Origin of the sequence: Erythrobacter sp. R86502, assembly GCF_042466465.1 — a bacterium.
GTDB lineage: Bacteria > Pseudomonadota > Alphaproteobacteria > Sphingomonadales > Sphingomonadaceae > Erythrobacter.
In genome coordinates this window covers 1-25,736 of the sequence record NZ_JAXHCJ010000002.1, presented here as the reverse complement: position 1 = coordinate 25,736, position 25,736 = coordinate 1, and the positions used below count along the sequence as shown (strand labels likewise).

At 60.4% G+C, this 25,736-nt stretch carries 22 protein-coding genes and 5 pseudogenes; 17 read left to right on the top strand and 10 right to left on the bottom strand.

Features of this window, described 5'->3' with window-relative positions; translation table 11 throughout:
• Positions 1-53 precede the first annotated feature (53 nt).
• A pseudogene (locus tag SJY33_RS14635) lies at positions 54-2,140 on the top strand (catalase).
• Positions 2,141-2,232: 92 nt separating this feature from the next.
• Here the strand turns inward: SJY33_RS14635 and SJY33_RS14630 are convergent.
• From SJY33_RS14630 to SJY33_RS14600, 7 genes and pseudogenes are all read right to left on the bottom strand, one after another.
• A complete protein-coding gene (locus tag SJY33_RS14630; protein ID WP_379923632.1) occupies positions 2,233-2,811 on the bottom strand; it encodes an SAM-dependent methyltransferase in 579 nt (192 codons plus the stop codon).
• Entirely contained in the window at positions 2,804-3,535 is a 732-nt protein-coding gene (locus tag SJY33_RS14625) for a PIG-L deacetylase family protein (RefSeq protein ID WP_379923631.1), read from the bottom strand. The genes SJY33_RS14630 and SJY33_RS14625 overlap by 8 nt, the downstream gene beginning before the upstream one ends.
• On the bottom strand, positions 3,532-4,617 hold the full coding sequence (locus SJY33_RS14620) for an acyl-CoA dehydrogenase family protein (RefSeq protein WP_379923630.1): 1,086 nt from the start codon (positions 4,615-4,617) through the stop codon (positions 3,532-3,534). The genes SJY33_RS14625 and SJY33_RS14620 overlap by 4 nt, the downstream gene beginning before the upstream one ends.
• The gene (locus tag SJY33_RS14615; protein WP_379923629.1) at positions 4,614-5,585 is read right to left on the bottom strand and encodes a hypothetical protein; all 972 of its coding nucleotides are present in this window, start codon (positions 5,583-5,585) and stop codon (positions 4,614-4,616) included. The genes SJY33_RS14620 and SJY33_RS14615 overlap by 4 nt, the downstream gene beginning before the upstream one ends.
• A gap of 125 nt (positions 5,586-5,710) precedes the next feature.
• Positions 5,711-6,151, bottom strand: a complete 441-nt coding sequence (locus SJY33_RS14610) for a DUF421 domain-containing protein (RefSeq protein WP_379923628.1) — start codon at positions 6,149-6,151, stop codon at positions 5,711-5,713.
• Positions 6,152-6,762: 611 nt separating this feature from the next.
• A pseudogene (locus tag SJY33_RS14605) lies at positions 6,763-7,395 on the bottom strand (tyrosine-type recombinase/integrase).
• A gap of 286 nt (positions 7,396-7,681) precedes the next feature.
• A complete protein-coding gene (locus SJY33_RS14600) occupies positions 7,682-8,170 on the bottom strand; it encodes a hypothetical protein (RefSeq protein ID WP_379923627.1) in 489 nt (162 codons plus the stop codon).
• Positions 8,171-8,470: 300 nt separating this feature from the next.
• Between SJY33_RS14600 and SJY33_RS14595 the strand changes: the two genes are divergently transcribed.
• The 11 genes and pseudogenes from SJY33_RS14595 to SJY33_RS14545 all read left to right on the top strand — a co-directional run bounded on the left by SJY33_RS14595 (position 8,471) and on the right by SJY33_RS14545 (position 17,588).
• Positions 8,471-8,632, top strand: a complete 162-nt coding sequence (locus tag SJY33_RS14595; RefSeq protein ID WP_379923626.1) for a hypothetical protein — start codon at positions 8,471-8,473, stop codon at positions 8,630-8,632.
• A gap of 371 nt (positions 8,633-9,003) precedes the next feature.
• Positions 9,004-9,720 (top strand): annotated as a pseudogene (locus SJY33_RS14590) (aminotransferase class III-fold pyridoxal phosphate-dependent enzyme); the annotation flags it as partial.
• A gap of 14 nt (positions 9,721-9,734) precedes the next feature.
• Positions 9,735-10,190: pseudogene (locus tag SJY33_RS14585) on the top strand (FAD/NAD(P)-binding protein).
• A gap of 153 nt (positions 10,191-10,343) precedes the next feature.
• Positions 10,344-10,688, top strand: a complete 345-nt coding sequence (locus SJY33_RS14580) for a hypothetical protein (protein WP_379923625.1) — start codon at positions 10,344-10,346, stop codon at positions 10,686-10,688.
• Positions 10,663-11,361, top strand: a complete 699-nt coding sequence (locus SJY33_RS14575; RefSeq protein ID WP_379923624.1) for a hypothetical protein — start codon at positions 10,663-10,665, stop codon at positions 11,359-11,361. Before SJY33_RS14580 ends, SJY33_RS14575 begins: the two co-directional genes overlap by 26 nt.
• A gap of 126 nt (positions 11,362-11,487) precedes the next feature.
• Positions 11,488-11,925 carry a PA2169 family four-helix-bundle protein gene (locus SJY33_RS14570; protein WP_379923623.1) on the top strand — a complete coding sequence of 146 codons (438 nt, stop codon included), beginning with the start codon at positions 11,488-11,490 and terminating at the stop codon, positions 11,923-11,925.
• A 116-nt stretch (positions 11,926-12,041) separates the two neighbouring features.
• Positions 12,042-12,746, top strand: a complete 705-nt coding sequence (gene gntA, locus SJY33_RS14565; RefSeq protein ID WP_379923622.1) for a guanitoxin biosynthesis heme-dependent pre-guanitoxin N-hydroxylase GntA — start codon at positions 12,042-12,044, stop codon at positions 12,744-12,746.
• Complete coding sequence (locus SJY33_RS14560; protein ID WP_379923621.1) at positions 12,743-13,327, top strand: DUF1989 domain-containing protein; 585 nt, start codon at positions 12,743-12,745, stop codon at positions 13,325-13,327. The genes gntA and SJY33_RS14560 overlap by 4 nt, the downstream gene beginning before the upstream one ends.
• Before the next feature lie 114 nt (positions 13,328-13,441).
• Positions 13,442-15,550 (top strand): HAD-IIB family hydrolase, encoded by a 2,109-nt coding sequence (locus SJY33_RS14555; protein WP_379923620.1) that lies wholly within the window; start codon positions 13,442-13,444, stop codon positions 15,548-15,550.
• Positions 15,547-16,689: a hypothetical protein gene (locus SJY33_RS14550; RefSeq protein ID WP_379923619.1), complete on the top strand. Its 1,143-nt coding sequence runs from the start codon at positions 15,547-15,549 to the stop codon at positions 16,687-16,689. The genes SJY33_RS14555 and SJY33_RS14550 overlap by 4 nt, the downstream gene beginning before the upstream one ends.
• Positions 16,686-17,588 (top strand): glycosyltransferase family 2 protein, encoded by a 903-nt coding sequence (locus SJY33_RS14545; protein ID WP_379923618.1) that lies wholly within the window; start codon positions 16,686-16,688, stop codon positions 17,586-17,588. The genes SJY33_RS14550 and SJY33_RS14545 overlap by 4 nt, the downstream gene beginning before the upstream one ends.
• On the opposite strand, the gene SJY33_RS14540 is transcribed toward SJY33_RS14545, so the two are convergent.
• Entirely contained in the window at positions 17,570-18,652 is a 1,083-nt protein-coding gene (locus tag SJY33_RS14540; protein WP_379923617.1) for a glycosyltransferase, read from the bottom strand. The genes SJY33_RS14545 and SJY33_RS14540 overlap by 19 nt on opposite strands.
• Positions 18,653-18,805: 153 nt before the next feature.
• Here SJY33_RS14540 and SJY33_RS14535 point away from each other — a divergent pair, with 153 nt between their 5' ends.
• Positions 18,806-19,576: a sulfotransferase family protein gene (locus SJY33_RS14535; protein ID WP_379923616.1), complete on the top strand. Its 771-nt coding sequence runs from the start codon at positions 18,806-18,808 to the stop codon at positions 19,574-19,576.
• Positions 19,577-19,583: 7 nt separating this feature from the next.
• Here SJY33_RS14535 and SJY33_RS14530 read toward each other — a convergent pair whose 3' ends face one another.
• On the bottom strand, positions 19,584-20,174 hold the full coding sequence (locus SJY33_RS14530; RefSeq protein ID WP_379923615.1) for a PRC-barrel domain-containing protein: 591 nt from the start codon (positions 20,172-20,174) through the stop codon (positions 19,584-19,586).
• Between the two features lie 320 nt (positions 20,175-20,494).
• Here SJY33_RS14530 and SJY33_RS14525 point away from each other — a divergent pair, with 320 nt between their 5' ends.
• Positions 20,495-20,890, top strand: coding sequence for a DUF421 domain-containing protein (locus tag SJY33_RS14525; protein WP_379923614.1), 396 nt, complete (start codon positions 20,495-20,497; stop codon positions 20,888-20,890).
• Positions 20,891-21,004: 114 nt separating this feature from the next.
• Here SJY33_RS14525 and SJY33_RS14520 read toward each other — a convergent pair whose 3' ends face one another.
• The gene (locus SJY33_RS14520) at positions 21,005-22,477 is read right to left on the bottom strand and encodes a sensor histidine kinase (RefSeq protein WP_379923613.1); all 1,473 of its coding nucleotides are present in this window, start codon (positions 22,475-22,477) and stop codon (positions 21,005-21,007) included.
• A 773-nt stretch (positions 22,478-23,250) separates the two neighbouring features.
• Here SJY33_RS14520 and SJY33_RS14515 point away from each other — a divergent pair.
• The 3 genes and pseudogenes from SJY33_RS14515 (at position 23,251) to SJY33_RS14505 (ending at position 25,664) form a co-directional block, all read left to right on the top strand.
• The gene (locus SJY33_RS14515; protein WP_379923612.1) at positions 23,251-23,628 is read left to right on the top strand and encodes a transposase; all 378 of its coding nucleotides are present in this window, start codon (positions 23,251-23,253) and stop codon (positions 23,626-23,628) included.
• The gene (gene tnpB, locus SJY33_RS14510; RefSeq protein WP_379923611.1) at positions 23,625-23,966 is read left to right on the top strand and encodes an IS66 family insertion sequence element accessory protein TnpB; all 342 of its coding nucleotides are present in this window, start codon (positions 23,625-23,627) and stop codon (positions 23,964-23,966) included. The genes SJY33_RS14515 and tnpB overlap by 4 nt, the downstream gene beginning before the upstream one ends.
• Positions 23,967-24,027: 61 nt before the next feature.
• Positions 24,028-25,664, top strand: a pseudogene (locus SJY33_RS14505) (IS66 family transposase).
• Positions 25,665-25,736: the final 72 nt, after the last annotated feature.

Genomic DNA, 25,736 nt, shown 5'->3' with positions numbered 1-25,736 from the left:
GACGTTGCCGCCTTGCGCTTCTTTCTGACCCCTTACCCGCAAGGATGCGCCGGATGACCAAGCAATTCGAATTATCTGACGGTGGCGCGAACCATCAAAGGCCCGCTGGCGACGACGACGTGATGACCACGGCGCAGGGCGCGCCGATCGCCAATGATCAGAACTGGCTGACTGCCGGTCCGCGCGGCCCGCAGCTGCTCGAAGATCACATCGCGCGCGGAAAGATTTTCCACTTCGATCACGAGCGGATTCCCGAACGCGTTGTCCACGCGCGCGGCTACGGCGTGCATGGCGAATTCGAGCTGACCGATCCGATCCCCGAACTGACCCGCGCCAAGGTCCTGGCGGGCGAGAAGGGCAAGAAGACGCCCTGCTTCGTGCGGTTCTCGACCGTCGCCGGAAACAAGGGTTCGCCCGATCTGGCGCGCGATGTGCGCGGCTTCGCGGTCAAACTCTATACCGAGGAAGGCAACTGGGACATCGTCGGCAACAACATTCCCGTGTTCTTCATCCAGGATGCGATCAAGTTTCCTGACCTGATCCACGCGGTGAAGCCCGCTCCTGACCGGGGATTTCCCCAGGCGCAGAGCGCGCACGACAATTTCTGGGACTTCATCTCGCTGTCGTCCGAGGCGATGCATATGGTGATGTGGCAGATGTCGGACCGGACAATCCCGCGCAGCCTTCGCTTCATGGAAGGCTTCGGCATCCACACCTTCCGTTTCATCAACGAAAAGGGCGACAGCAAGTTCGTCAAGTTCCACTGGAAGCCCAAGCAGGGCCTGCAGTCGGTGGTCTGGAACGAGGCGTTGAAGATCAACGGTGCCGATCCCGACTTCCATCGCCGCGACATGTGGGACGCCATTGATGCCGGAGACTTCCCGCAATGGGATCTGGGTGTGCAGGTATTCGACGATAAGTTCGCCGAGAGGTTCGAATTCGACGTGCTCAATTCGACCAAGCTGATCCCCGAAGAACAAGTTCCGGTCCGCATCATCGGCACGATGACGCTGAACAATAATGTCGACAATTTCTTCGCGGAAACCGAGCAGGTGGCATTCTGCACGCAGAACATCGTGCCGGGGATCGATTTCTCCGACGATCCGCTGCTGCAGGGTCGCAATTTCAGCTACCTCGATACACAGCTCAAGCGTCTTGGCGGCCCCAACTTTACCCACATCCCCATCAATGCGCCGAAGGTGCCGGTCGGCATTTCCAGCAGGACGGCCATATGGCGATGACCAATCCCAAGGGCCGCGTGAATTACGAACCCAACAGCTGGGGCGATGGCGACGGGGACGAGGAAGATCGCGGTCCGCGCGGCTGCCCGATGCGCGGCTTCACTAGCTACGAAGCTCCTGTCGAAAGCCCGAAGGTGCGGGTGCGGTCTGAAACCTTCGCCGATCACTACAGCCAGGCACGCCAGTTCTACATCAGCCAGACCGAGGTCGAACAGACCCACCTGGGCGATGCGCTGGTGTTCGAGCTGAGCAAGGTCGGCCGGCTGTCGATCCGCAAGCGCATGGTCGGGCATCTGCGCCATATCGATGCCGATCTGGCGAAGACGGTAAGCGACGGGTTGGGCCTGCCCGAACTGCCTGACAAAGTGCCGCTGGCGCGCGAGCCGATCACCGATCTTCCCGAGAGTCCCGCGCTCTCGATCCTCAAGAACGGGCCTGACAGCTTCAAGGGTCGCAAGCTGGGCATTTTCATCGCCGAGGGCGGGGATGCCGATGTGGTCAAGAATCTCCAGAACGCGGCGGAGAAGGCTGGCGCGATGGTCGGTATCGTCGCACCGCATATCGGCGGCGCGAAGATGTCCGACGGCAAGATGCTCGAAGCGAACGAGAAGATCGACGGCGGCCGTTCGGTCGTGTTCGATGCGGTCGCGATCGTGATGGGCGAAGCGGCGGCCAAGAAGCTCGCCGACGACAAGCCGAGCCAGGACTTCGTGTCCGATGCCTTCGCCCATGCGAAGTTCATCGCGTTCGTGCCGGCGGTAAAGCCGCTGTTTGAGGCGGTCGGGATTGCAGACAAGATGGACGACGGTTTCGTCAATGTCAGCAAGGGTTCGTCTGCCAAGGATTTCATCGAGGCGTGCGGCAAGCTGCGCTTCTGGGACCGCACATCGGTGAAGTAGGCGTAAGCCCCAATCCGTATCCTGCCTGACCCAACGCCCGGATCGCAGCACTGCGGTCCGGTCGTTTGCACATCAGGCCCCCGGTCGTCGCTTTACGTGGAGCGTTGCAATCGGTCGATCCGGTAGGACGGTGCCAGGCGCGGCTCGTCGCTTCGCCAGCTCGCCGCTTCGACGAACAGATGCACGGCGGCATCGCCGCTCAACGGCAAGTCGTTTGGCCCAGTCCAGTTGACCAGCAGGCACAGACCACCCGGCGCCAGCGCAGCGCAGGCCTGCCGCGAAACGGCGGCGACTTCGTGCGCCGACAGGAAATACAGGATTTCGGAAAAAACGATCAGGTCGAACGATCCGTCGGGCCAGTCCTGCGGGACTTCGGCACGGCGATAGCGGCCCGAGGCCTGCTCCGTAGACCGCTTTCGCGCCAGATCCAGAGCCTCGTCCGACACGTCGAGCGCAAGCAGCTGCGCACAATGTGGCGCTAGTTCGCGGGTGAGAACGCCGGTCGCGCAGCCGACTTCCAGAGAGTGATCGAACCGGGCTCCCTTTAACGCCGCGATGGTGGCGGCACGCTTCTCGCGTTCGTAATCGCTCGTCTCGAAATCCCACGGATCGCGATCGCGGGAAAACAAGGCGTCGAAGGTTTTCCGGCGATGCGAACGCGCGTCAGCCACCGATGAATATCTCGGGGCTCTGCGCGAAGTGCTCGAGGATTTCCTGCGGGAAGACGAAGCCGTCCGGGTCGTCGTCGATCAGTCTCGTCGTCTGCGAACGGTAGGCCGCTATGGCGTCGCGCTTTCGCTGCTCGAAACGCCCGTCGGAGAAGAGCCGCAGGTCATGCGGCACGTCCCGCTCGCCGAAGCGGCCCCAGATCGAGTAGCGCCAGAATCCAACGCCGATATCGTCGCTGATCATGCGCCCTAGCGTGGCTGCGGATGTGTGGTCGCAATGCGGATCGCCGTTCCACGTCGCCCACACCGACTTCGCGCGAAGGGCCCGTGCATAAGCGACGATCCGCTGATAACGATGGAGGCCAAGCTGCTCGAGATCGCTGCAGCCGTCTTCAAGTCCGGCGCGCATGACGGTGATCGTCTTGCCCGGAGCCAGCAGGGCAAGCGCGGCATCCAGCTCGTCCTTGCGCAGCTTGACGAGCCGCTCGCGATCGTAACTTGCCGAGCCGGGATGCGACCCCGCGCCATCGGTGAGCAGCAGCACGCCGATCTCTCGTCCGGCTTGCGCAGCGGCGGCAAGAGCCTGGCCGCAGCCGAATGTCTCGTCGTCGGGATGCGGCGCGATGATCAGCAATCCACCTGGGGGCGACAGTTCGTCGATCTCGATGGGCGGCGCATCGGCGGCCGCCGAAAGGAGCGCGCCTTTCGGGGAAGTAGGCAGGCTCATAGAAATTCCAGTTCACAATCAATGGTGATCAAGGTCTGCGCGGCGCGGGCGCGCTTTGCATCAGGCGCGGCTTGGCAAAGGAACAGCGAAAGATCGCGGCCGATTCGCTCGACCGGAGAGCCGGCGATATGCGCGCCCATGCCGAGCGCCTGCTCGACATTCTCCATCACGATGCGGCAGCTTCGTTCGGTCACGTCTCGGGCAAGCAGGGAGAGCGCCGCGGTCTCCGGCTGCGCCCGATCCGCCTCGACCGCCCGGGCGGCGCGCGTCACCCAGAGACGCGCGGTTTCGGTGGAGATGGCTGCATCCACCAGCCTGCGTTGCTGATGCGGATCGCCGGCGCGGCCGCGCGCGACCAGTTCGGTGCGCATTGCCCGGTAAAGCGCCTCGGCTGCACCCAGATGCGCGGCACAATAGCGCCAGATACCGCCTTCGAAGAAAGGTTCGCGCAGATAATCGCCCGGCCGCCCCAGCTTCTGATGCGGCTCGACCACGAAGCCGTCGAAATCGTAGCGGCCCGATCGCGTGGCCCGCATTCCGCCCATCTGCCAGACGGATGCGTCAGAGCGCTGGTCATCGTCGGTAGCGACGACCAGCAGTTGCGGGCCGTCCTCACCCGCTACCGATACGATGGCGTGGTTCACGAGGCCCAGCCCCGATGTAAAACGCTTCGCTCCGCGCAGGCGGTTACTCGCCGCGTCGAGTGTCAGCGGTTCGCTCGGATCGTCCGCTCCCCAGACGCCCAGAAGTGCGCCGCCGCGGACGGCCGAGAAGGTTTCGTGCCGCAGCTGCTCGTCGGCATAGAGCGTCACGAGTTTCGCCGCGTTCATATGTCCTTCGAACAGCCGCGCGACCGACAGGTTCGCGCGGCCGATCGTGCGCAACGCGTCCAAGGCATTCTGCGTGCCGTCGGCATCGGTGCCCCAGCCCGACCCGCCGGCATCGCGTGGAAGACAAGCGGCGAGCCAACCCTGCGTGCGCAGGTCGTCAATATCTGCCGCGAGATCGCCCCGGGCATGGTCGGCTCCGGCCGCACGCGCCCCGATGGCGGTTTCCAGGCTATCGCGTGACGACAGGCTCAAGCGAGAGGCCCTTCGGACAACAGCGCGTTCGCTTCGCTTAGTTCGCGCAGAAGTTCGCTATAGTGTAGCGGAGCGCGCATTCGGACCGTGTAGTCGCGGACGCCGAATGTACGGCGATAAATGGCGAGGCGGCGCAATTCTACGATCGGAACCAGCGCATCGTCGCATTCAGGGTCTTCCTGGCTCGCCCGTTTGCTCAAAGCCTCGCCGCATCCCCCCACCGCTCGCCCATCGAGCCGGGCGGAGGTCCGCGTGCCGCCATCAGCGATGGTAACGACCCGCCCGCCGCTGCCCAGAACCATGGCGCACAGCGCTGCATCCTCGCCGTGGGACGGAACCGGCAGGCCGCCCAGTTTACGATAAGTTGCGGATTGGATTGCCATGCTTGCTCCCGAAGCGCGATGCGCGAAGGCGCCTGCCTCGCCGCTCCATTTCTGCCACAGCTGATCGCAGGCAGCGTAATAGGCCCGCTCGGCGTCACCGGCGAGACGCACTTGGTCCGGCAGAGCGGCGAGTCCGGCATCGTCCAGACGAACGTCCTCACAGATCAGATCGAAGCCGCCGGCGAGACCATCCAAGCCCTGGCGGATCCAACCCGGCCCCACCTCGCTATCGGCATCGGTTGTCAGTAGCGCACCGGCCGGTGCGAAGTGACTGGCGATGTCCAGCGCAAGCCGCCGCGTGTATGGCGCGCTCCGTATAGCTGGGATGAGTCCGACTTCGACGACCACGCCCGGTAGGCCGTTGATACGGAGCCAATCCCGGATTAGTTGCGCCGAACCGTCATGCGTATCGTTAACCGCGAACACCACGAGACCCCGCTCGCTCACACCCTTGAGAGCCAGAAGCAGCGCTGCCAGCATACGCGGCAGGATTTCGCGTTCGTTACGGGCCGGGATTGCGACGGCGAAGGCGAAGTCTCCCGCGGCTCTGACACTGAGTTCGCGGAGCGTAGCCTGACCATTCATTGGCGCACCCGCGAACAAGGCCGCCAACCACGGCGGGCACTCCGCTGCGACGCGTCTTCGAGCAGGGACTCTCCTAGGATCGCGCAAGTTTGCTGACCGCAACGGCTTGGCTAAATGAGACTCGTTCACGGTTCTTCTCGGCTGATATGCTTTTCGAGCGGGCCGTGGCTGCAATCCACTTCTTCCATGATGTCGTCCGATGGCCGGTGCTCGCCTGAGAGGATCGAGATGTCCCCGGTGCTTTCGAGCACCATGGATCGCACCTGCGACAGGTCCTTGATGTTTGCGCCGCGCAGCTTGTTCAGAATGTCGCTTTCCGACACGCGCGTTTCGGCCAATGCACCTAAGAGGATCTTGCCATCGAACATCAGCATGATCGGGTCGTTCTCGATCAGCAGCTGGAACCTCCGGGATTTCCGCCGGGATATAGCAAGCAAGACTTGGGCAATGAGGAGGGTAGCGATCGCACTTAATGCTTGGACCAGCGCAGTCCAGCTGGTCACGGTAGCCGCTGCCGCCAACAACGAACCAGTGGCCAGGGTGACCACGAAATCGAAAGCCGTCATTTTGGAAAAAGTGCGCAAGCCAATCAGCCTAACGACGAGGATTACCCACAGGAGAGCGATCGTCCCGAGGATTGCACCTCGCAAGACTGCGTCAGGGAAAGCAGTAAGTCCGAACATTGTACGGCTCCAGCCGTTCGAGGAAGAGCCGGTGTCTTTCCAATTATCGCGACAGTCAACCCATCAACGCCCGAGATGACTATATGGGGTCAGCGAAGTCGCTTTCCAACCAAGACGAATTGCACTGTCCGACGATTGAACTAGCGAGTGGGATTGAGGCCTGTAGCGGGCATCCACTCGATTCTTCGCAGACGGCAGGTCTTGGGGCGCGGCATGAGCGATTCGAATGACCGGATTTAGGGCGCTTTACTGACCAACCGGTTCGGGCGTCCCATTGGCAGCTCCTGTCAGGAGCGGACCTTTTTGACGGCTGATCGGAACGACAGGGTTTAGGTCGGGAGGCGACGCATTGCTCGGCTGCGACCAACGGCAGCTATTGCGTTCTGTCACCCGAAAGCGGTCAGGCAGCTCCCCACCCATTTGTTGCCGGTTCGGTGAACGTCGGACTTCGACAAAAGCGGCCATCGGAGCTCGCCCGATGGCCGCAAATATTGTCAGATATCGATGCGCTCCGCCAGGACAAGGGCATCGTCCACGTCGACCCCGAGATATCGGACTGTGTTCTCGATCTTGGAGTGACCAAGCAAAATTTAGACCGCCCGCAGATTTCCGGTTGTTCGGTAGATCATGGCAGCTTTGGTGCGCCGCATGGAGTGGGTGCCGTAGTCTTCCCGCCGCAACCCGACCGCGGTGACCCATTCATCGACGAGGCGAGCATACTGCCGCGTGCTCATCGGTTGGCCGGAATGGATCCTGCTTGGGAACACGAAATCATCGATGTTGCCGCCCCGTCGCAGCAGCCATGTTGCCAGGCTCGTGCGGGCGTCTGCGGTAACTTCGAATTGCACGGGCCGCCCGGTCTTCCGCTGAATGATCAATGCGCGGTCACGAACTTCGGATCCGGCCACGAGGTCGCCGATTTTGAGCTTCACCAAATCGCAGCCTCGCAGCTTGCTGTCGATCGCCAGGTCAAACAGGGCGCGGTCACGGAGCCGCTCCTCGCGATCAAGGAAGAACCGGATCGCCCAAATCTACTTCTGGGTGAGCGGCCGCTTGGTACCGACGGTTCTGCCAGCATTCCACGAGACCCGGTTCTGCATGGCCGGGTCGAGGTGTGAGTAGGTCATCATCTTTCTCCATGGCCTTGATTGGCCAAGGAGAAAGAACGGGTGTCGAACCGGCCACATCGCCCTTACACTTTAGATGCGGCTTGATTGCCGTCCTTGGTGGCTCGGGCGAGGTCACGCAAAAGGGCGGCTTTTAGGCTCGCTCCGGGCCACCTCTCATGACTGCAAGTGGGTGGAAAAGCGAATGTCCGCTTTTAGGATACGGTCCACATTCCAAGCAGCCGTTAAACAATCCCTCCAAGGTGCCAGTGGAGAATTCCGTCGCCCGATCGCTTATCGAGACGCCTCACTCATGAAGATGCAACTGGAGGGCTTGCGCGGTTTTGAGATAGCCTTTCTCCGTCAAAGCAATGTTTGCCGGACTGCCATCGCTTCCCTCGCTCGACACTTTGACCAGTTGCATTAGCTCCAAGGCATTTGTCCAGCGTATGAGTGTGGAGGATGCGCAATTGATCGAAGCGCACAGAGCCGGGACCGAGAGGGGCGCGCTCCTGCTTCGCGCTTCGAACAGCTCGAGCACGATGTCGCAGGCAGGGCTGGTTGCAAATCCCTCATGCTCGAAGATTTGGTCGATTTTGCGCCGTGTTGCCTTGAGGGTAGCCGCCACCGCGTTGAGGGTCTCCGTGCTGGCAAGGCCCGCATATTGTGGATCGCTCATGCCTCTGACTTCGAGAGACAGGGCCTCCATGCGATCAGCGATGGCATCGCCTGCCACCTGTTTGAAAACTGTATGTTTCGCCACTCGGTTCTTCTGATCGGCATGGTGATACGGCAAGATCAATTCTCCGTTTGGGTTGAACCGACCTTCAGTATTGCACGCGCCGCACTGGAGGCCAAGTTGAGAACGACAGAGCGATGAGCAGAGTTACGCTAGAACGCGCCGCGTTTGATCAAGACCTACTGACGACCATTCTGGACTGGAACGAACTTTCACCGTCTGGCGCAAAGGTGTAGCAGGCGGGGACGGGCATCAAAGCCCGGCTTGTGGAGAAGGCTGCTAACTGCATAAGCGCGCCCACCAAGATTTAGCCTCAATTAGCTAGTGCCGTTCCCTCTATTCGACAGAAGCCTCACCATGAATGATCGAGCCACAGAGCAGGAGCAAGCATCCCTCGAGCAGTTGATCGAACTTGTCGATCAGGCTCTCAACATTTGCGACGAGCAGGGTTTCATCTTCGCAGGAATTCATATCTGCGCCGCCATGGAAGTTTTGAGAGCACTGAAAAACGAAACATAGCTGGTATAATTCACTTCTACGCCGGAACGGCGAATGTCGCATAACGACTGGATTGGGGTCGCTCCCCGAACGGCTCGAATTTTCCCCGAACCGGCCAAAGCAGACTTCGCCGAACGGCTTGCTGAGGCGCGTGAACCCACGCGCGCGGGGCCTTGATGTCATCCTCAGCACGGCGCGGGAGGACTTATGCCTCTTGTGGCTTGCAGGCGCTCGCAGGGCTGAGGCGCCTGTTCAGCTGGTCACGACAGTGCTTTGTGCGCGCCACAGCAGCTTAGCCTTTTCGATCTCTGCCTGATTGGCCTGGGTGATACGATTGGCAATAAAATCAATGCCATCTATCAGCCAAGGCGCGAGTTCGGGCTGGGTCAGACTGTCGTCAGGGTGCGGCAGCCTTCATCGTCGAGCCGCTTGTCCTGGGGCTTGGCAGGATGCTGATGTACACCGCTGAAACGCTTGCCGAGATGCATCGCATCTGCGCGGCCCATGGCACTCTTTTCATCGCCGACGAGGTGATGACGGGGTGGGGGCGGACTGGAACGCTGTTCGCCTGTGAGCAGGCCGGCATCACGCCCGACATCCTGTGCCTGTCCAAAGGTCTGACAGGCGGGTCAATCCCGCTGGCGGTCACCATGGCGAGCGAACCTGTTTATCAGGCGCACTACGGCCCCGACCGGTCAACGATGTTCTTTCACTCGTCGAGCTACACCGCCAATCCACTGGCCTGCGCTGCGGCGGCAGCCAATCAGGCAATCCGGCGCGAGGAGCCGGTCATCGCTCGGATCGCCGAACTGTCCACGTGTCAGGCGGGACATTTGGACAACCTGACGGGCATTCCCGGCGTAGGCAACCTGCGCCAGCTGGGAACGATCACCGTATTCGATGTCGGGGACGGCGGCCGATACCTTTCCGACCTCGCGCTGACAATGCTGGCAATGTTTCGCGAACGGGGCGTGCTGCTGCGGCCGCTGGGAAACACGGTTTATGTCATGCCTCCCTATTGTATTACCGCTGAACATTTGGCCCGGGTCTACCGTGTTATCGGAGACGTGCTGCAGCAGCTGAAGGGAGTTTGCAAGTTTGCTGGCTAAATCTACAACTTCCGATGGTTTTGAGGAGGATCGATATGGTCACGTTTGATATTGTGGGGTCGGGGCCGCCAGGGACCTACACGATTGCCGCGCTGGTGGCGCAGGGTGCTCCAATTGCGATTACGCTGTTCGAGCAAGGTGACCGTGCTGGAGTGGGGATTCCCTACAATGATGACGCGAACACGCGGCTGATGCTCGCCAATATCGCCAGCATCGAAATCCCTCCGATCAACTCGACCTATCTCGATTGGCTGCGCGCCCAATCGGCAGACTAGCTCGGCCGCTACGGTGTCGACAAGGAAACACTGCACGACCGGCAGTTCCTTCCGCGCATCCTGCTCGGCCAGTATTTCCACGACCAGCTGTTGTGGCTGATCGAACAGGGCCGCCAGCACGGGATCGTCATCACGGTCAGGGAAAATTGCCGGGTCACGGACATCGAAGCGCGCGCTGACGGTGCGGCCTTGTAGATAGAAGGCAATACCGGCCCGCTCTGTTTCGATCGGGTCGCCATTGCGACAGGGCATGTCTGGCCGGACGCGGACGAGGCGACGAGGGCCTATTTCCCCAGCCCATGGTCGGGCCTGGTCGATGCCCGCATCCCGCCATGCAGCGTCGGGATCATGGGCACCTCGCTCAGCGCGATCGACGCGGCGATGGCCGTGGTCTCGCAACATGGGGACTTTGTCGAGGACGCGGATGACACGGTTGCGTTCGCATTGCTTCCGGGCAGCGCCGATCTCAGGATCACACTGATGTCGCGCACCGGCATTCTGCCTGAGGCCAATTTCTACTGTCCGATTCCCTATGAGCCACTGGTCTGCGCGACGGCCCATGCTGTGGCCGCTGAAATGGCGCAAGGTAGCGCGGGGCTGCTCGACCGGTGTTTCCATCTGTTTGCCAAGGAGATTGTCCTGGCCGACTCCTGGTGGGCGGCAATGATTGCTCGCGGAACGCAGCGCCGATGATTTTGGCGATGCCTATTTCGCCGATCGCATCGCCCATGATCCGTTCCGATGGGCGCAGTACAATCTTGCTGAAGCCGAGCATAACAAGCGCAACCGCATCACCGTCGCATGGCGCTATGCCATTCTGAGGATGCACGAGGTTTTTCAGGACATCGTCCCAGCCCTTAACGAGGCCGATCGCGACCGTTTCGATTCCGGCCTGAGCCGTGTGTTCATGGACAATTACGCTGCCATCCCCGCGCAATCGATCCGCCGGATGCTGGCATTTCACAAGGCGGGCATTCTGGAACTGCTGGAGCTTGGCTCCGACTACGAAAAGGACATAACCGATCATGGCACGACCATCAGTTCCGGCGGCGCGGACCACCACTTCGATATCTTCATCGACGCTCGCGGCCAGAAGCCGCTCGAATCAAAAGACCTGCCCTTTCCCCGGTTGCGGGATCAGTTGCTGGCCGCTGGTGAGGCCATTCCATCGGTGTGCGACGATTACAGTCTGAACCTGCCGGCAGAGGCCCGCGGCCGTATTGCTTTTGGGGCGATCCCCTATCTGCTGCACGATCAGCCTTTCGTGCAGGGTATCACGGCCGGTGCGGAGATCGAGGCGAAAATGGCGCAAATGGCGACCAATGAGCCATCGCGCCTGCGCCGGAGGCTTTTGCCGGTGTTTTAGCCCACGCTGCCTTACTTACGGCCACGACAAAATCAGCGCCGAAGGAACATTAGGCGCTTAATCCTTCTTTGGATCGTGCAAGCCATCTGAAACCGAGATGGCCTTTCATCCTGAAGGAGCTACCTGATGAACGCCGATACCACCGCGCTCGAAACCCTGATCGATACCACCTACGATTCCATCGAAGGCTATCGCAAGGCGAGCGAAACCGCAAAATCGCCCGAACTGAAGCGCATTCTGTCCGAGCAGGCGGTGAAGCGTCAGGGCACGCTCGATACGCTCAATGCCGAACTGACCCGCCTTGGCGGCAAACTTGTGACCAAGGGCACGGCGACCGGCGGTCTGCATCGCTTGTGGCTCGACATCACCAACCTGTTTGAAAGCGGTGACAAGGCCGCTGCGGAGCGCGCCGAGGAAGGCGAGGATTACCTCGCCGACAAGTTCGAAGAAGTGCTCAAGCGCGCCGATCTCGATCCCACCACCCGGAGCGTCGTGCAGACCGCGCTCGGCGAAATCCGCGAAGGCGAGCGTCTAACGGATCGCCTCGCCGATCAGTTCGACTGATATCTCTTCGACACGGCGCTTGCGGGTTTTTGAACGAATTGTATTCGCGCTGTCGAGATTATCAATCGGATATCAAATTGAGATTGCTACATCTTCCAAACCTTTGAGAGGCGTATATGTCTTTACTTGGTGCGACAGTTTCGCCCCCAATAGAGTACGACGCTAATGCTCTAAAATCGGCTTTGTATAGTCATATTGCCGATAAGCTTTTCCCATGCGTTGGGGCTAAATCTGCTCTAAACTCAGGAAATTTAGAAGTAGTCCCAGCGTGGTCGCTCACCAGTGCATGGGATGATCTGGCTATTCACAAAGCGCTGTTGGGCTGGAGCCAGAGATACGCCGTTGCCAACGAAGGCTTGCGCAGCATTGCTATTGTGTTTTCCGAACCGGGTGACCTGGATGAAGCGGGATTTGAGCAAGCGATGTGGCAACGCATCCAATCTCTTGCCGACAAAGATCACTGGCTTGGACAACGGTATCAGCCGGACGTGAGCGGCGATCCCTCGGATCCCCATTTCTCGCTCAGTTTTGGGGAGAAGGCGTATTTTGTTGTCGGGATGCATCCTAAGGCTTCACGGGCGGCCCGGCGAATGGCTTACCCCACTATGGTGTTCAATCTACATGATCAATTCGTCAAATTGCGCGAAGAGCAGCGTTACGAGAAAATGCGAATCGCAATTCTTTCGCGCGATGAGAAGCTCGATGGTTCGATCAACCCGATGCTCGCTCGGCATGGGGAAATCAGCGAGGCTCGCCAATACAGCGGCCGGGCAGTTAATGACGACTGGCGATGCCCCTTTCAGGACCCCCGTACATCATGACCAACCGAATTCTTCCCCGTGCCGGAGCAGCCTTGAAGATTAAAGCGGGCCAAACGTTCACGGTGGTCGATCCCCAGGGCATGCAGGTAAGCGACATGGTCGCTTTTGCTCTGGAGGACCATGGTGAAGTGATTTCGAACGGTGGTACGTTCGATTTCGAGGAAACGATCGCGTTGACGACAGGTTCAACCTTATGGTCGAACCGTTCGCGCAAAAAGTTGATGATCGAACGTGATGATGTGGGTCGTCATGACTTTCTTCTGACGCCATGTTCACGCGACACCTTCATTCACTTCTATCCCGACAAACCCGTGCATTCAGGGTGTTTTGGAAATCTCGCATCGGCGTTGGCGCCGTTTGGGATTTCATCAGATCGGATACCCACCGCCTTTAACATTTTTATGAACGTGACCGTATCAGAAGATGGGGCGATCTCCGTGCAACCGCCAATTAGTCGCGCCGGTGACATGATCCGGTTTCGCGCCTGCATGGATCTCATTGTGGGGCTTACGGCCTGTTCCGCATATGCATCCAATGGGGGAAGTTTCAAACCAATCGATTATTTTCTAAATTCTGAATGAACAAAATCTGAGTTCTATGGTTACCGATTGGGCGAAGGTTATTCAACGCATCAATAGCTTGCGGAGATTTTTCTTCGTTTCTATTAAGGACAATATAGAAGCTGCGAGGTTTCCATGAAGATTTTGTCGATTGCTCTGGGTGGATGTATCTGTGCGCGCCCGCAATACGGCATAACCCAAGATACCGGCGGTCATATTGCCTATGTTCTTGGGGAGATGGCAGCATTGGCACGTCGAAGTGACGTTGCCAGTGCAGAGATCGTCACGCGGCTGTTCGATGACCCCCTATTGGGTCCGATTCATTCTCAGCCTTGCGAGCAAATCGCGCCGAAACTTTCGATTACTCGGATCAACAGCGGCGACACACGCTATCTCGCGAAGGAAGCGCTTGAGACGGACAGGGCAGCCTTCACGCAGGCGCTGATTAAGGACCTTTCTGGTCGTTGCACGCTTCCCGACATCATCCATGCCCATTTTGCGGACGCCGCCGAAGTGGCCGATGAGATCCGCCGCGTCTTGGGCATCCCATTCGTGTATACCGCGCATTCGCTCGGTCTGGACAAAGCCGCAACGATGACCGGCATCGACGATGCCTTGCGTCGCCGGATCGATCAGGAAGCCGCGGCCATTGCGAATGCTGCGGCGGTGATCGGTTCGTCCCGCGACGAATGCGAGCGTCAATTGGTGGCGTATCCGGGCGCCCAGATCGGCAAGATTCACCGCATCACCCCGGGTACGCACAGGCTTCTGCGCGACCACACGACCAAGGCTGAGGCGCTGATCGCGCCGTTCCTGCGTGAGCCGGGCCGCCCCATTGTCCTCGCCATCGCGCGGCCCGTCTGGAAGAAAAATCTCGCCGCGCTGATCGACGCCTTCGGAGGCGATGCGCAGCTGAGGAATATGGCCAACCTGGTGATTGTCGCCGGCCAGCGCGGGCAATCGGAAGAGAGTGACGGTGAACATGGGGACGTGTTTCGCGAGATGCTCGAACGGATTGACCGGCATGACCTCTATGGCAGCATCGCCTATCCCAAACGTCATGATGAGGAGGACATTGCCGGCCTCTACCAGCTTGCAGCGGCCAGTCGCGGAGCGTTCGTCAATCCGGCGCTTATCGAACCCTACGGTCTGACGATTGTCGAGGCGGCGTCCTATGGGGTGCCGGTAGTGGCGACCCGCAATGGCGGGACAGTCGATACGGTGTCCGAACTGGCGCATGGCGTTCTCATCGATCCGCGCTCGCCCCGCGAAATAGCGGGCGCTGTGCGGCATCTGCTGACCGACAATGCCTATTGGGATCGGTGTGCGGCTAATGGTGCCAAAAATGCCCGGTCCCACACCTGGGCCGCCTATGCCGCGCAGTTCGTGAAGATCGCAAGCCATCTTACCGCGCCCGCCATCGCCCGCGCGCCGGCGCTCGTCCGTGCGGAACCACCGCGTCATCTTCTGGCGTGCGATCTCGACAACACCTTGACGGGTTGTGCTGATGGCGTCGCGTCCTTTCGGGCAATGCTTGAGCGGCGGCCTGACATCACCTTCGTCATCGCGACCGGGCGCTCTCTTGTCGAAGCGCGCCGGATCATGCGGCAATGGGATCTGCCCGATCCTGCGGTGTGGATCACCGATGTGGGCACGCGGATTTACTGGCCCACATCCGGTGTGCCGGTTCGCGATGAGACCTATCTGCGCGATGTCAGCGACGAATGGCGACCCGCTGTCATTCGCAGTGCAGCAGCGCCGATCGCCGGGCTCTCACTGCAGCCGCACTATGACCAGAACGCGTTCAAGTGCAGCTGGTTCTTCAAGGATCCGGCAAGCGTACAGATGCTGCGCCGCTCGCTCGATGTTGCTGGCTATCGCGCTCGCGTCATCGCCAGCCACGGCCACCTGCTCGATGTCCTGCCGTCTCAGGCGGGCAAGGGGGCGGCGGTGCTGCACGTGGCATCCCGGCTTGGTATTCCACGCCCGCGGATCATTGCCGCGGGCGACAGCGGCAATGACATCGACATGCTCCGCGTAGCGGCACATCCGGTTATCGTTGCCAACCATTCCAGCGAGCTTGCGCATTGGTCTTCGGAACACCGCGGGCACTGTGCGAAGCGTGCTCATGCCCATGGCGTGGTAGAAGGCACCGAGGCCTATTTGCTTCGTTTGGGCGGCCCCGTGGCGCCAGCCTCCGCATGGACTTCATCCGACGCTGGCCCGAAAGAGATCGCAGCATGACCGCGCAGCCAATCGGCTATTTCGTCCACCATCAGGGCAGGGGTCATGCAGAACGGGCGACAGCCTTGCTCAATGCGCTGGTGCAAAGCCGTCCGGTCGAGATTTTCACCGCGCGCCCCGATATCTTTCGCCACCTCGATCCTGCGATCGGGTTGACGCAGATACCCTCGCTGTTCGAGCCGACGGGCGCAGAAGCTCCCAATATGCGCAGCCTGCCAGAACCCGCGATCACGCATTGCGCGCCGCTGGGCTGGCCGTCGATCCGGGAAGCGATGGCAACGCTGACCGGGTGGTTCAGCGCGGCCAATCCCGCCCTGTTCGTGACCGATGTCTCGGCCGAGCTCGGACAGCTCGCGCGCCTGTGTTCTGTGCCTCACGTTGCGGTGCTGCAGCATGGTCGGCGCACCGATATCGGCCATATGGCCGCGTATGAAAGCGCGGTCGGGATCATCGCGCCCTATGCCCGCCTGCTCGAACAGGACGATCGGCCCGCGTGGATGCAGGCGAAGACGCACTACGCGCCGGGATTGGGCATCGATGTACCCGCGCTTCCATCCCGTGACGACGCACGAAGGGCGCTAGGACTGCCGCTGGATGGCCGGATCGTGTGTGTCGTCGGCGGCGGGGGCGGGGAGGGGCTTCCGAGCACGCCCCTGACCCTCGGCGCGCGTCAGGATCCGCATTCGCGCTGGTTCACGCTGGGCAAGATCACCAGCGAATGGCACGAGACAGCGCCGGGCAATCTCACCCATCTGGGGTGGGTGAACAATGCAGCCGAGTGGATCGCAGCGGCGGACCGGATCGTTTCGAGCTGCGGCAACACGACGGTGCATACCGTCCTCGCCGCGCGCAAGCCCTGGATCGTGGTGCCCGAGTGGCGGTATTTCGACGAACAATTGTGCAAGGCGCAGGCGCTCGAGAAGGCGAGCCTTGCCGCGATGTCGCCGCACTGGCCATCCCACCGCGGGGCCTGGGAGGCGCTTTGGACCATCGCGGACGGCATCGATCTGTCTTCGCAGGCGCAGTTCATCGATCCTGCGGCGGCGCAAAATACCGCAGCATGGCTCGACAGGCTGGCCACTGAACTCTGGGCCGATACTCCTGCCGCACAGACCCCGAACATGAAAGCTGTCGCATGACCGTCTCGATCTGCACGCTCGCGCATGGGCGCAGCACCCACCTTGCCAATCTAGTCACGGGCCTCTCGCAGTCGGACGTTCTGCCTGACGAACTCGTGATCGCGGTGATGCAGGACAATGCCTATGATCTGCCCGGCGCGCCCTTTCCCGTGCGCCAGCGGATTCTGGGCAGCGGTGCCATTCCGCTGGCGCGAGCCCGCAACACCGCCGCGCGCGAGGCCAAGGGTGAGCTGCTGATCTTTCTCGATGTCGATTGCATCCCGCACCCGGCCTGTGTTCCGGATTACATTGCCGCATCGCGGTCGCACGGCGGAGTGTTCATGGGCGAGGTTGGTTACCTGCCGAAAGGATCGACTGACGCCGGCGTCGATTTCGCTCTGTTCGAAAGCGTAGCCGTCCGCCATTCGGAGCGACCGGGCCCTCCTGCGAGAGGCTTGCGCGCCTGCGAGGATTATCGCTGCTTCTGGTCCCTGAACTTCGCCATGTCAGCGGATCTCTTCCGCGCTTCAGGCGGTTTCGACGAGGCGTTCGACGGCTATGGCGGCGAGGATACCGATTTCGGGCGGACGCTTTCGTCGCAGCATGTCCCGCTGTCGTGGGTCAAGGGTGCGAAGGCCTATCACCAGTATCATCCTCATTTCATGCCGCCGGTGCATCATCTGAACAGCATTCTGGCCAACGCGGCGACCTTCGCGCGGAAATGGGGGCACCCGACGATGCAGCACTGGCTGCGCGCCTTCGTGCTGATGGGACTGGTCGAGCGTACCGAAAAGGGCTGGCGCAAGCTGCGCGATCCGGGGGAGAGCGAATTCGCGCTCACCCGGCAGCAGGCCGATCAGCCCTATGCAAGCAGTGCGCTGGTTCTGGCTGCGTTGGAGGCTCAGGCGCTGACGACCTGAGGGGGCTCTGCGACATCGAGGGTCGCTTCGCGGTACAGCCGCTCGTAGCCTTTGATCATTGCGGCGGCGGAGAACATCTGCTCGGCACGTGTGCGGCAATCGTCGCGATTGATCCGCCACACGTTGCCCATTGCCTGCGCCAGGGCCTCGGTGTCACCCGTGGGGACGATAAAGCCGCAGCGTCCCACGACCTCGGCGAGCGCGCCATTATCGAACGCACAGACGGGCGTGCCGCTGGCAAGAGCCTCTGCCGCGACCAGTCCGAAGGGCTCGTCCCATAACGGCGTCACCAGAACGCCGAGTGCCGAGCCGACTTCGCTTGCCAGATCCACGGCGGAACGATGGCCCAGATAGGCGATCTCATCACCGAGATAGGGCGCGATGGTGGTGGCAAAATAATCGGCGTCCTCCACCGGACCGAACAGCCGGAGCGATGCACCGGCCAGGCGCGCTGCATGAACCGCATGATGCGTGCCCTTGTTCGGCGTGATCCGGCCGGACCACACGAAATATCCGGCACGCTGGGCGCCGGGTGTCCATCTTGTCGTGCTGATCCCGTTGTGCACCACGTGCAGCCGGTCACGATGGCCCGCCGCCCAATTGGCGTGCTGCGCATTGGAGGGAAGCGTGAACCTCATCCGCGGATTGTCGATGTGCCGTTCGGTCGCGGTGCGGATAGCCTCGAAGGGGGGCACGTGATGAGAGGTGACGCAGGCGATCCGGTCGCGTGCTGCCCAGTCAATCAGATCCGGGAAAAGCGAATTGTTATGCACCAGGTCGAAACCGCCCGCCCTGACGATCTCCCAACCCGCTTCGAAGGCAGCGCGCTGATATTGCGCGAGCTCCTCCGTCCCGCGCCATGTGGCCCAGGGAAGCACGTCTTCGTAAGGCGCATGGCAGATCGGCACGAGCTGCGTATCGTCGGATCCACCTGCAGCAAACAGGGTCACGTCATGGCCGCTCGCGCGCAGGCCGTCGCACAGCATTCGGCACTGCGCCTCCATGCCGCCCATGAACGGTTCGCTGATGGGGTGCCGAACGTGAGCGAAAACTGCGATTTTCAAGGGATGACCAATCGTGATGGAACGCTTTTATAAAAGCTTTGATTGGGGTCGTTGTTCCGCAGGATGACGCTTTGCCAGGCCATCCCGTTTTTCACGAGGCCCGCGCTTCATCCAAGGCGATGCCGGGCCGACCAGTCAAAGGGCAAGAGCGCCATGGTGCCGCAACATCGCTATGTTTTCGTCACCGGTCTCCACCGCACGGGCACGAGCCTGCTCGCCCGCATGATCGCGTCGCATCCGGAAATTTCGGGCATCAGCGGCGCGCCCGTTCCCGAGAACGAGGGCTGCTATCTACAGGGCGCCATCCCCCACACCGCACAGGACGGCATCCCCGGCGTCTTCGCGACCGATCCGTCGCAGCGAATGGACGAAAGGCACCCTCTTAATACCTGGGCCACGAAGCAACGCTACGATGCGGAATTGCACCCGTGGTTTGACCCGGGCGGCGCATGGCGCATCGAAAAGTCACCGGTCAATCTGGCCCGCATGCGGCTGTTGCAAGGGCTGTTTCCCCTCAGCCAATTCGTTGTGATCCTGCGCCACCCATCATTCATGGCCGCAGCTCTCACCAAGTGGTCGGACAAGTCACAAACCGAACTGACCACCTATGGCATCATGGCTTATCGCCAGCTGCTTGACGATCTGCGGTTTCTGCATGCGGCATTTGTCCTGAGATACGAAGACCTCGTCGCAGCGCCTCAGCGATATGCGGAGGCTATTACTGCGTTTCTTGCGCTGGAGCCGGGCATGGGCTGCGAGCCGATGCGTAACGGAAATGCCGATTACCCCGCTGGCAGCACCAATCCTGCTTCGCTTCCCGAATTCGGTTACGCGCCGGGCGGCGCTGTCGAACCGTGGGACCCGATCGTGCGTCATCCCCTGCGGGCGGTCACGGAGGCAGTTCGGCGCGCGCTTGAAAGGTGAGGGCCGTTCATTTTGCGTTCGCTTTCGGGATATTGTCTGGCCAATTTTCAGGGTCGATCTCCGGGCGATCGCAAAATTCGTCGAAGGGCAATTGGCATACCACATCTTCTTCCTTGATATCTAGCAGCTCGGGCTGAATGGCGCGCAACCGCTCGCCTGCACCCGCTACCCCGCCTTCGGCAATCACAGCATAGACAATTCTCTTGTCGTTGCATGACACCATGACATCGACCACCGTGCCGATCGCGGCGCCCGACTGGTCTTGCACTTTCATGCCGATAAACGATCCCGCCGAAAAAAGCGTGGAGACGTTCCATTTGCGACGTGAGTTAAGGCTAGCCCTAGCGCTACCGTCTTCATAACGGGCCTGTCGTCCAAGCCAGCGCCATACGCCAAACAGGTTGACTGCGAAGAGAAACGCGTTGGTGATCATCAGACTAGGCTGACCGGTGATAAAACCTACAGCCGACCAGGCGATCGATCCAATCGTAAAAACGACAAATCCCCAACCGGTGATCCGCGACCCTAAGTTAGCTGCGGTCATCATGGCGGCCAGCATTGTAGCTGCTGATGCAAACCACCCGACGTATTCGTCCATCGTAGTCCTCCATGTCGCTAGGAGAAGCACGATCTCACACAAATGATCCCTGTTGCTGAAAATTGTTTGGAGCGATGGACCTCTTTATCTTTTCCGACCTTGTTCAGCGGCGAGAGGAGGGTGAATGGTCCGGTCAATCGGACCAATCGGGCTACCAAGACGGCTTTAGCCCAAAAGAATAAAATCGAAATTTCGAGGTATCAATGTTTGTCGTAAATCCGACTGCAGACCTACTGACGAGAGGAATCGTACTGGGCATTCTCGGTATGATATGGGTTATCGCTCTAGTTAGATTGCTGGGCCTGCGTTCTTTCTCGAAAATGACAGCTTTCGATTTTGTGAGGACGATTGCTGCGGGATCACTTCTTGCCGGGGCCGCACAAGCACTTGATTGGACAGGCTTTGCGCAAGCAATCACCGGGATGACCACCCTCTTCCTTTTTCAATATCTAGCCGCATTAGCGCGCCGCCGGTCGGACATTGCCGAACTCATCCTGCAGAACGAACCCGTGTTCCCGATGAAGGACGGAAAACTTATCGAAGAAGCACTCCGAAAAACGCGTGTCGATGTGAGCGATGTCTACGCAAAGCTGCGCGAGGCGAATGCGCTGCGGCTATCGGAGGTGCACGCTGTCGTGCTAGAGACGACCGGAGATATTTCTGTTTTGCATGGAGGATCACGTCCTGACGACGAAGTGATGACGAACGTTTGCTAGGGTAACATGATTAAGTTGGCTGGCTTCAGTTCAATAATACCACAGTCAGGGTTCAATTCACTTAGAGTGATCATAAGGTGGCGATATTTGCAAAGTCAAATTCTTCCATGATGATCAGAGTGCGGTGCGCGGATCGACTTCACGCGTGGTTTCGCCTTCTTCGGGAAGTGGGAATTCAAACGTCACCAAGAACCTGGCAGCTTCTTCATGCGTTTCGATAGTACCCCGTAGCTGCGCAGCAAAGGCTTGGACCAGTTCAGTGCCGACACCTTCAGAGACGATTTGGGCGAACCTCTTGTCCGACACTTTGTTTTCGACCGCTAGATGCGCCTTGCCGATAGTTGCAGAAAGATCGACTTTGACGTCGCAACCGCTGCAGTCCACCAGACCGTACTTGACTGCGTTGGTAAGCAGTTCGTTGACCATCAGCGCCATGGTTACCGCATATCGCGAGGGCACCATCACGCGTTGCGTGGTAACTGCAATACGGCAAGTGGCGCCTTCATGATCCACCGTACGCGCAAAGCTGCGGGCGAAACGTTCCAGTAGTCTACCAGCATCAACCCATTCGACCCCTGTGTCGCCGAACAGCTCGCCATGCACGTCAGCAATAGCCATGATACGGGTCGAGGCCGCCGCTAGAGTTTGCTTGACCATTGGGTCGTCACTGGCCTGCATTGGATAGGACAGCATTGCCGAGGCAATCGCAAGCGAGTTTTTGATGCGATGATTGCCTTCCATCACCAGCGCGGCATTGCGCTCAGATAATTCTCGCAGCTGTTGGCGGGATTGTTCAAGATCGGTCAGATCGACAAACGCACCAAACAGCTTGAGGACGCCGTCCTTCGGATCACGTTCTACTCCGGCGCGCACCCGAATATAGCGCAAGCGCGTATCGTTGGGGACCGCAACCCGATAATCATAAGAGGCGTTAGTGCCTGCTCCGCCCGAAAAGGCGCGATCGACCTCCTCATGCACTGCCGGCAAATCTTCCGGCACAATCCTGGCGAAGAAGGGCGCTGCAAACGGTCCTGCCTCATCCGGCTTGTATCCGAACATTGCATCGATCTCGTCACTGCGGATAAATCGGTCAGTGCTAGGATCGTAGGAAAAGAATGACAGACCGGAGACGGCCTCGGCCGATTGGCGTACGGTTTCCATCAGACGGCGCTGGCGGATCTGTACAGTAATGTCCTCCGACCGCTGGACGATAGCAGCCAATCTGCCATCTTGCCGGATCGCCCACTGCACCAACGACCAAAACCGGTCCTCGAACTCGCCAGCATCATTACGCAGATTGTGCTGCAATTCAGGAATGATTATCGGATCGTCGGACTGCTGTAACTGCCTGACGGTGTTTTCAATTATCTCAACGGCATTCGTCTCATCTCCACCTGGCCCGGGCGGGAAGGCATCGAACATATGCCGGCCAACAAGCGCATCAGCAGTGCGGCCAATCATGCCCTCGTAAGCCGGATTGACATAGAGTAGTGATAAATCAGGCGCATAGATCAGGATTGGCGAAGGACTCGGCCCATAAAGCAGCCGTCCTGCATCGATGATGTCGCGAACGCGTTGACCACCCATCTCGCCGCGTTACAGCTCAAAAGTGAGCTTTACCAGTCGATAGTTCTTAACGAGTGTTGAAATGGCTATGAAATACCCCGTGACCCCGGATGGGCGCTATTTCGTCGTACGCGAACGATTGTGGCGCTGCACCGATCCGAAATTGTCGGACCAAACTCGCAAGGAGCTGGTCAAACGACTTATGACAGCACGCAGCTCTGTGAAAGTGGCATTGCGAGCCGAAGACAGGGTAGCTCTTCTAGCAGCTCGGAGCGACGTCCAATCCGTTAAGATCGCTCTTGGTGAGCGTGGCCCTCCATGGTGGGCTGACGATGCGCCGGATTATAATCGCTACCTAGTTCATAATACCCCCTACGCTGCCTGGTTTCTGCAAATCGATCAAATCGTATGCTTGATAAGTAGAGAGTAATCCGATGGAATTTTTGCTGTAAGGCAATTGGTCCGATCGTTTAAACCGGACTAGACCGTTCAGGTCTTGAATCAATATGCCGTATGTATCGTTTACGACCAGCTTATTGAGTATCGCGATCGCGCTGATAACTTGAAGCTAATTTCCCACGCTGACATAATTTTCAGTTGGCTGAGGCCGGCTACTATCACAATTCAACGCGATACTGCAAATTGCGCACAACGACCTAAAGCTGAGGACACCCCTGGAAACTTGCACCATTGAGGACCTAGGAAAGTCGTATCCATCCGGCGTGGGCCGCCTTGTCTGGGAAGGTATTGAGCGCTCTTTAGCGTGCTCTTGTGAGCGCGCTTTGGAGCGGTCGATGGGTCAGGTGACGGTATTTTCAGGGCCGCAGCGGCGCCGACGGTGGAGTGAGGAAGAATGGCTGCGGATCCTGTCCGAGGCGTTTGCGCCGGGCGCTTGCGTTGCCGAGGTGTGCCGGCGGCACGATATTTCGTCGGCGCTGATCTACACGTGGCGGCGCAAGCTGCTCGAGGGGGGCGCGGCGCAGGAAGCCGAGGTGCCGGGGGCTCTTCCGGTGCCGGTGTTTGCGGAAGCTGTGTTGGACGAGGACGCAACGGCGGCCAGCGCTGCCGAGCACCCGGCGATGATCGTCGACCTGCCGCGCGGCAAGCGACTGAGCATTTTCGCGGCGGCATCACCGGCTCTGGTTGCTGCCGCGCTGAAGGGCTTGCGATGATCCCTCCCGGCGCGCGGGTGTGGATCGCGCTGGGCCACACGGATATGCGGAAGGGTATGCAGGGCCTGGCGCTGCTGGTCCAGCAAGGCCTCAAGCGTAATCCTCATGGCGGGGATCTGTTCGTGTTCCGCGACCGCGCAGGCTCGCTGATCAAGATCATCTGGCACGACGGGATTGGCATGTCGCTCTACGCCAAGCGGCTCGAGAAGGGCCGGTTCGTATGGCCCTTGGCCAAGGAAGGAACGGTGTCGTTGACCCCCTCGCAACTGGCCTGCCTGCTGGAGGGGATCGACTGGCGCAACCCCCAGGATACATGGCGGCCGGCGAGCGCCGGATAATCGGCGCAAGGCGGGTATTTTGCCCTTGCAGCAGGGGGTGGATGATGATTCACTCTGGTCCATGGGAACCGTCATCTCGCCCCTTCCGGACGACGTCGAAGCGCTCAAGGTGCTGCTGGTTTCCGCGCTCCAGAAGGCTGACGAAGCAGGCCAAGCTGGCCAACGCTCATGCCCGCGAGAGCGCCATCGAAGCGGTGATTGCCCACCTCGAGCTGCAGATCGCCAAGCTGAAGCGCGAGCAGTATGGCCCCAGCGCCGAGCGCAGCCGCCGCCTGCTCGATCAGATGGAGCTGCAGCTCGAAGAGCTCGAGGCCGACGCCGCCGAAGACGACCTGATCGCCGAGGAAGCGGCAGCCAGAACCACCACGGTCACCGCCTTCGAGCGCAAGCGTCCGGCAAGGAAGCCGTTCCCCGATCACCTGCCCCGTGAGCGTGTGGTCGTGCCCGCGCCCTGTTCCTGCTCGGCCTGCGGCGGTGACCGGCTGTCCAAGCTCGGCGAGGACGTCACCGAGACCCTCGAGGTCATCCCACGCTCGTGGAAGGTGGTCCAGACGGTGCGGGAGAAGTTCTCGTGCCGGGACTGCGAGAAGATCGCGCAGGCTCCTGCACCGTTCCATGTGGTCCCGCGCGGATGGGCCGGGCCTAGCTTCCTCGCCATGCTCCTGTTCGAGAAGTATGGACAGCACCAACCGCTCAACAGGAAAGCCGAGCGGTTCGCCCGCGAGGGCGTGCCGCTCAGCGTCTCGACCCTTGCCGATCAGGTTGGCGCGGCTGCCCATGCGCTGATGCCGCTCTATAAGCTGATCGAGGCGCACGTTCTGGCCGCAGCCAGGACCCACGGCGACGATACGACGGTGCTGGTCATGGCCAAGGGCAAGACCGATACAGCACGATTATGGGTCTACGTCCGCGATGATCGCCCCTTTTCGGGATCCGATCCGCCGGCAGCCTTGTTCCATTACTCGCGCAACCGGTGCGGCGAACATCCGTAGGCCCATCTCGCGGCATGGTCCGGCATTCTGCAGGCCGATGCCTATGGCGGCTACAATGAGCTCTACCGCGAGGGCCGCGACCCCGGACCTGTGCTCGAGGCTGGCTGCTTTGCCTATGCCCGGCGCAAGTTCTTCGAGCTGGCCGATGTCGTAAGCTCAGCCCGCAAGAAGAGCCGCGGCCAGCGCAGCAGCATGATCTATCCGATTGCGCTCGAGGCCGTGCAGCGTCTCGATGCCCTGTTCGACATCGAACGCGGCATCAACGGCAAGAGCCCTGCTGAGCGGCTTACCACCCGTCTGGAACTCAGCGCGCCGCTCATGGCGGAGCTCCACATCTGGCTCACCGAGCAGGTCGCCAAGCTGTCGCGCGCCCATGATCTGACCAAGGCCTGCCTCTACATGCTCAAGCGCTGGGATGCGTTCACGCGCTTCCTCGACGATGGTCGCATCTGCCTCACCAACAACGCCGCCGAGCGCGCGCTGCGTCCCGCTCGGCCGCAAGGCTTGGCTGTTCTGCGGCTCTGATCGCGGCGAGCAGCGCGCCGCTATCATCTACACGCTGATCCAGACCGCCAAGCTCAACGACGTCGATCCCCAAGCCTGGCTCGCCGATGTCCTCACCCGCATCGCCGATCACCCGGCCACCAGGCTCGACGAGCTCCTGCCATGGAACTGGGCACGGCGATCCGAAGCAATCGCCGCCTAAACCGGGCTAGGCGTCGGCCAGAATCACACCGCGGCCTTCACCGGATGGATACGATTCTCCGGGAGACGGTTT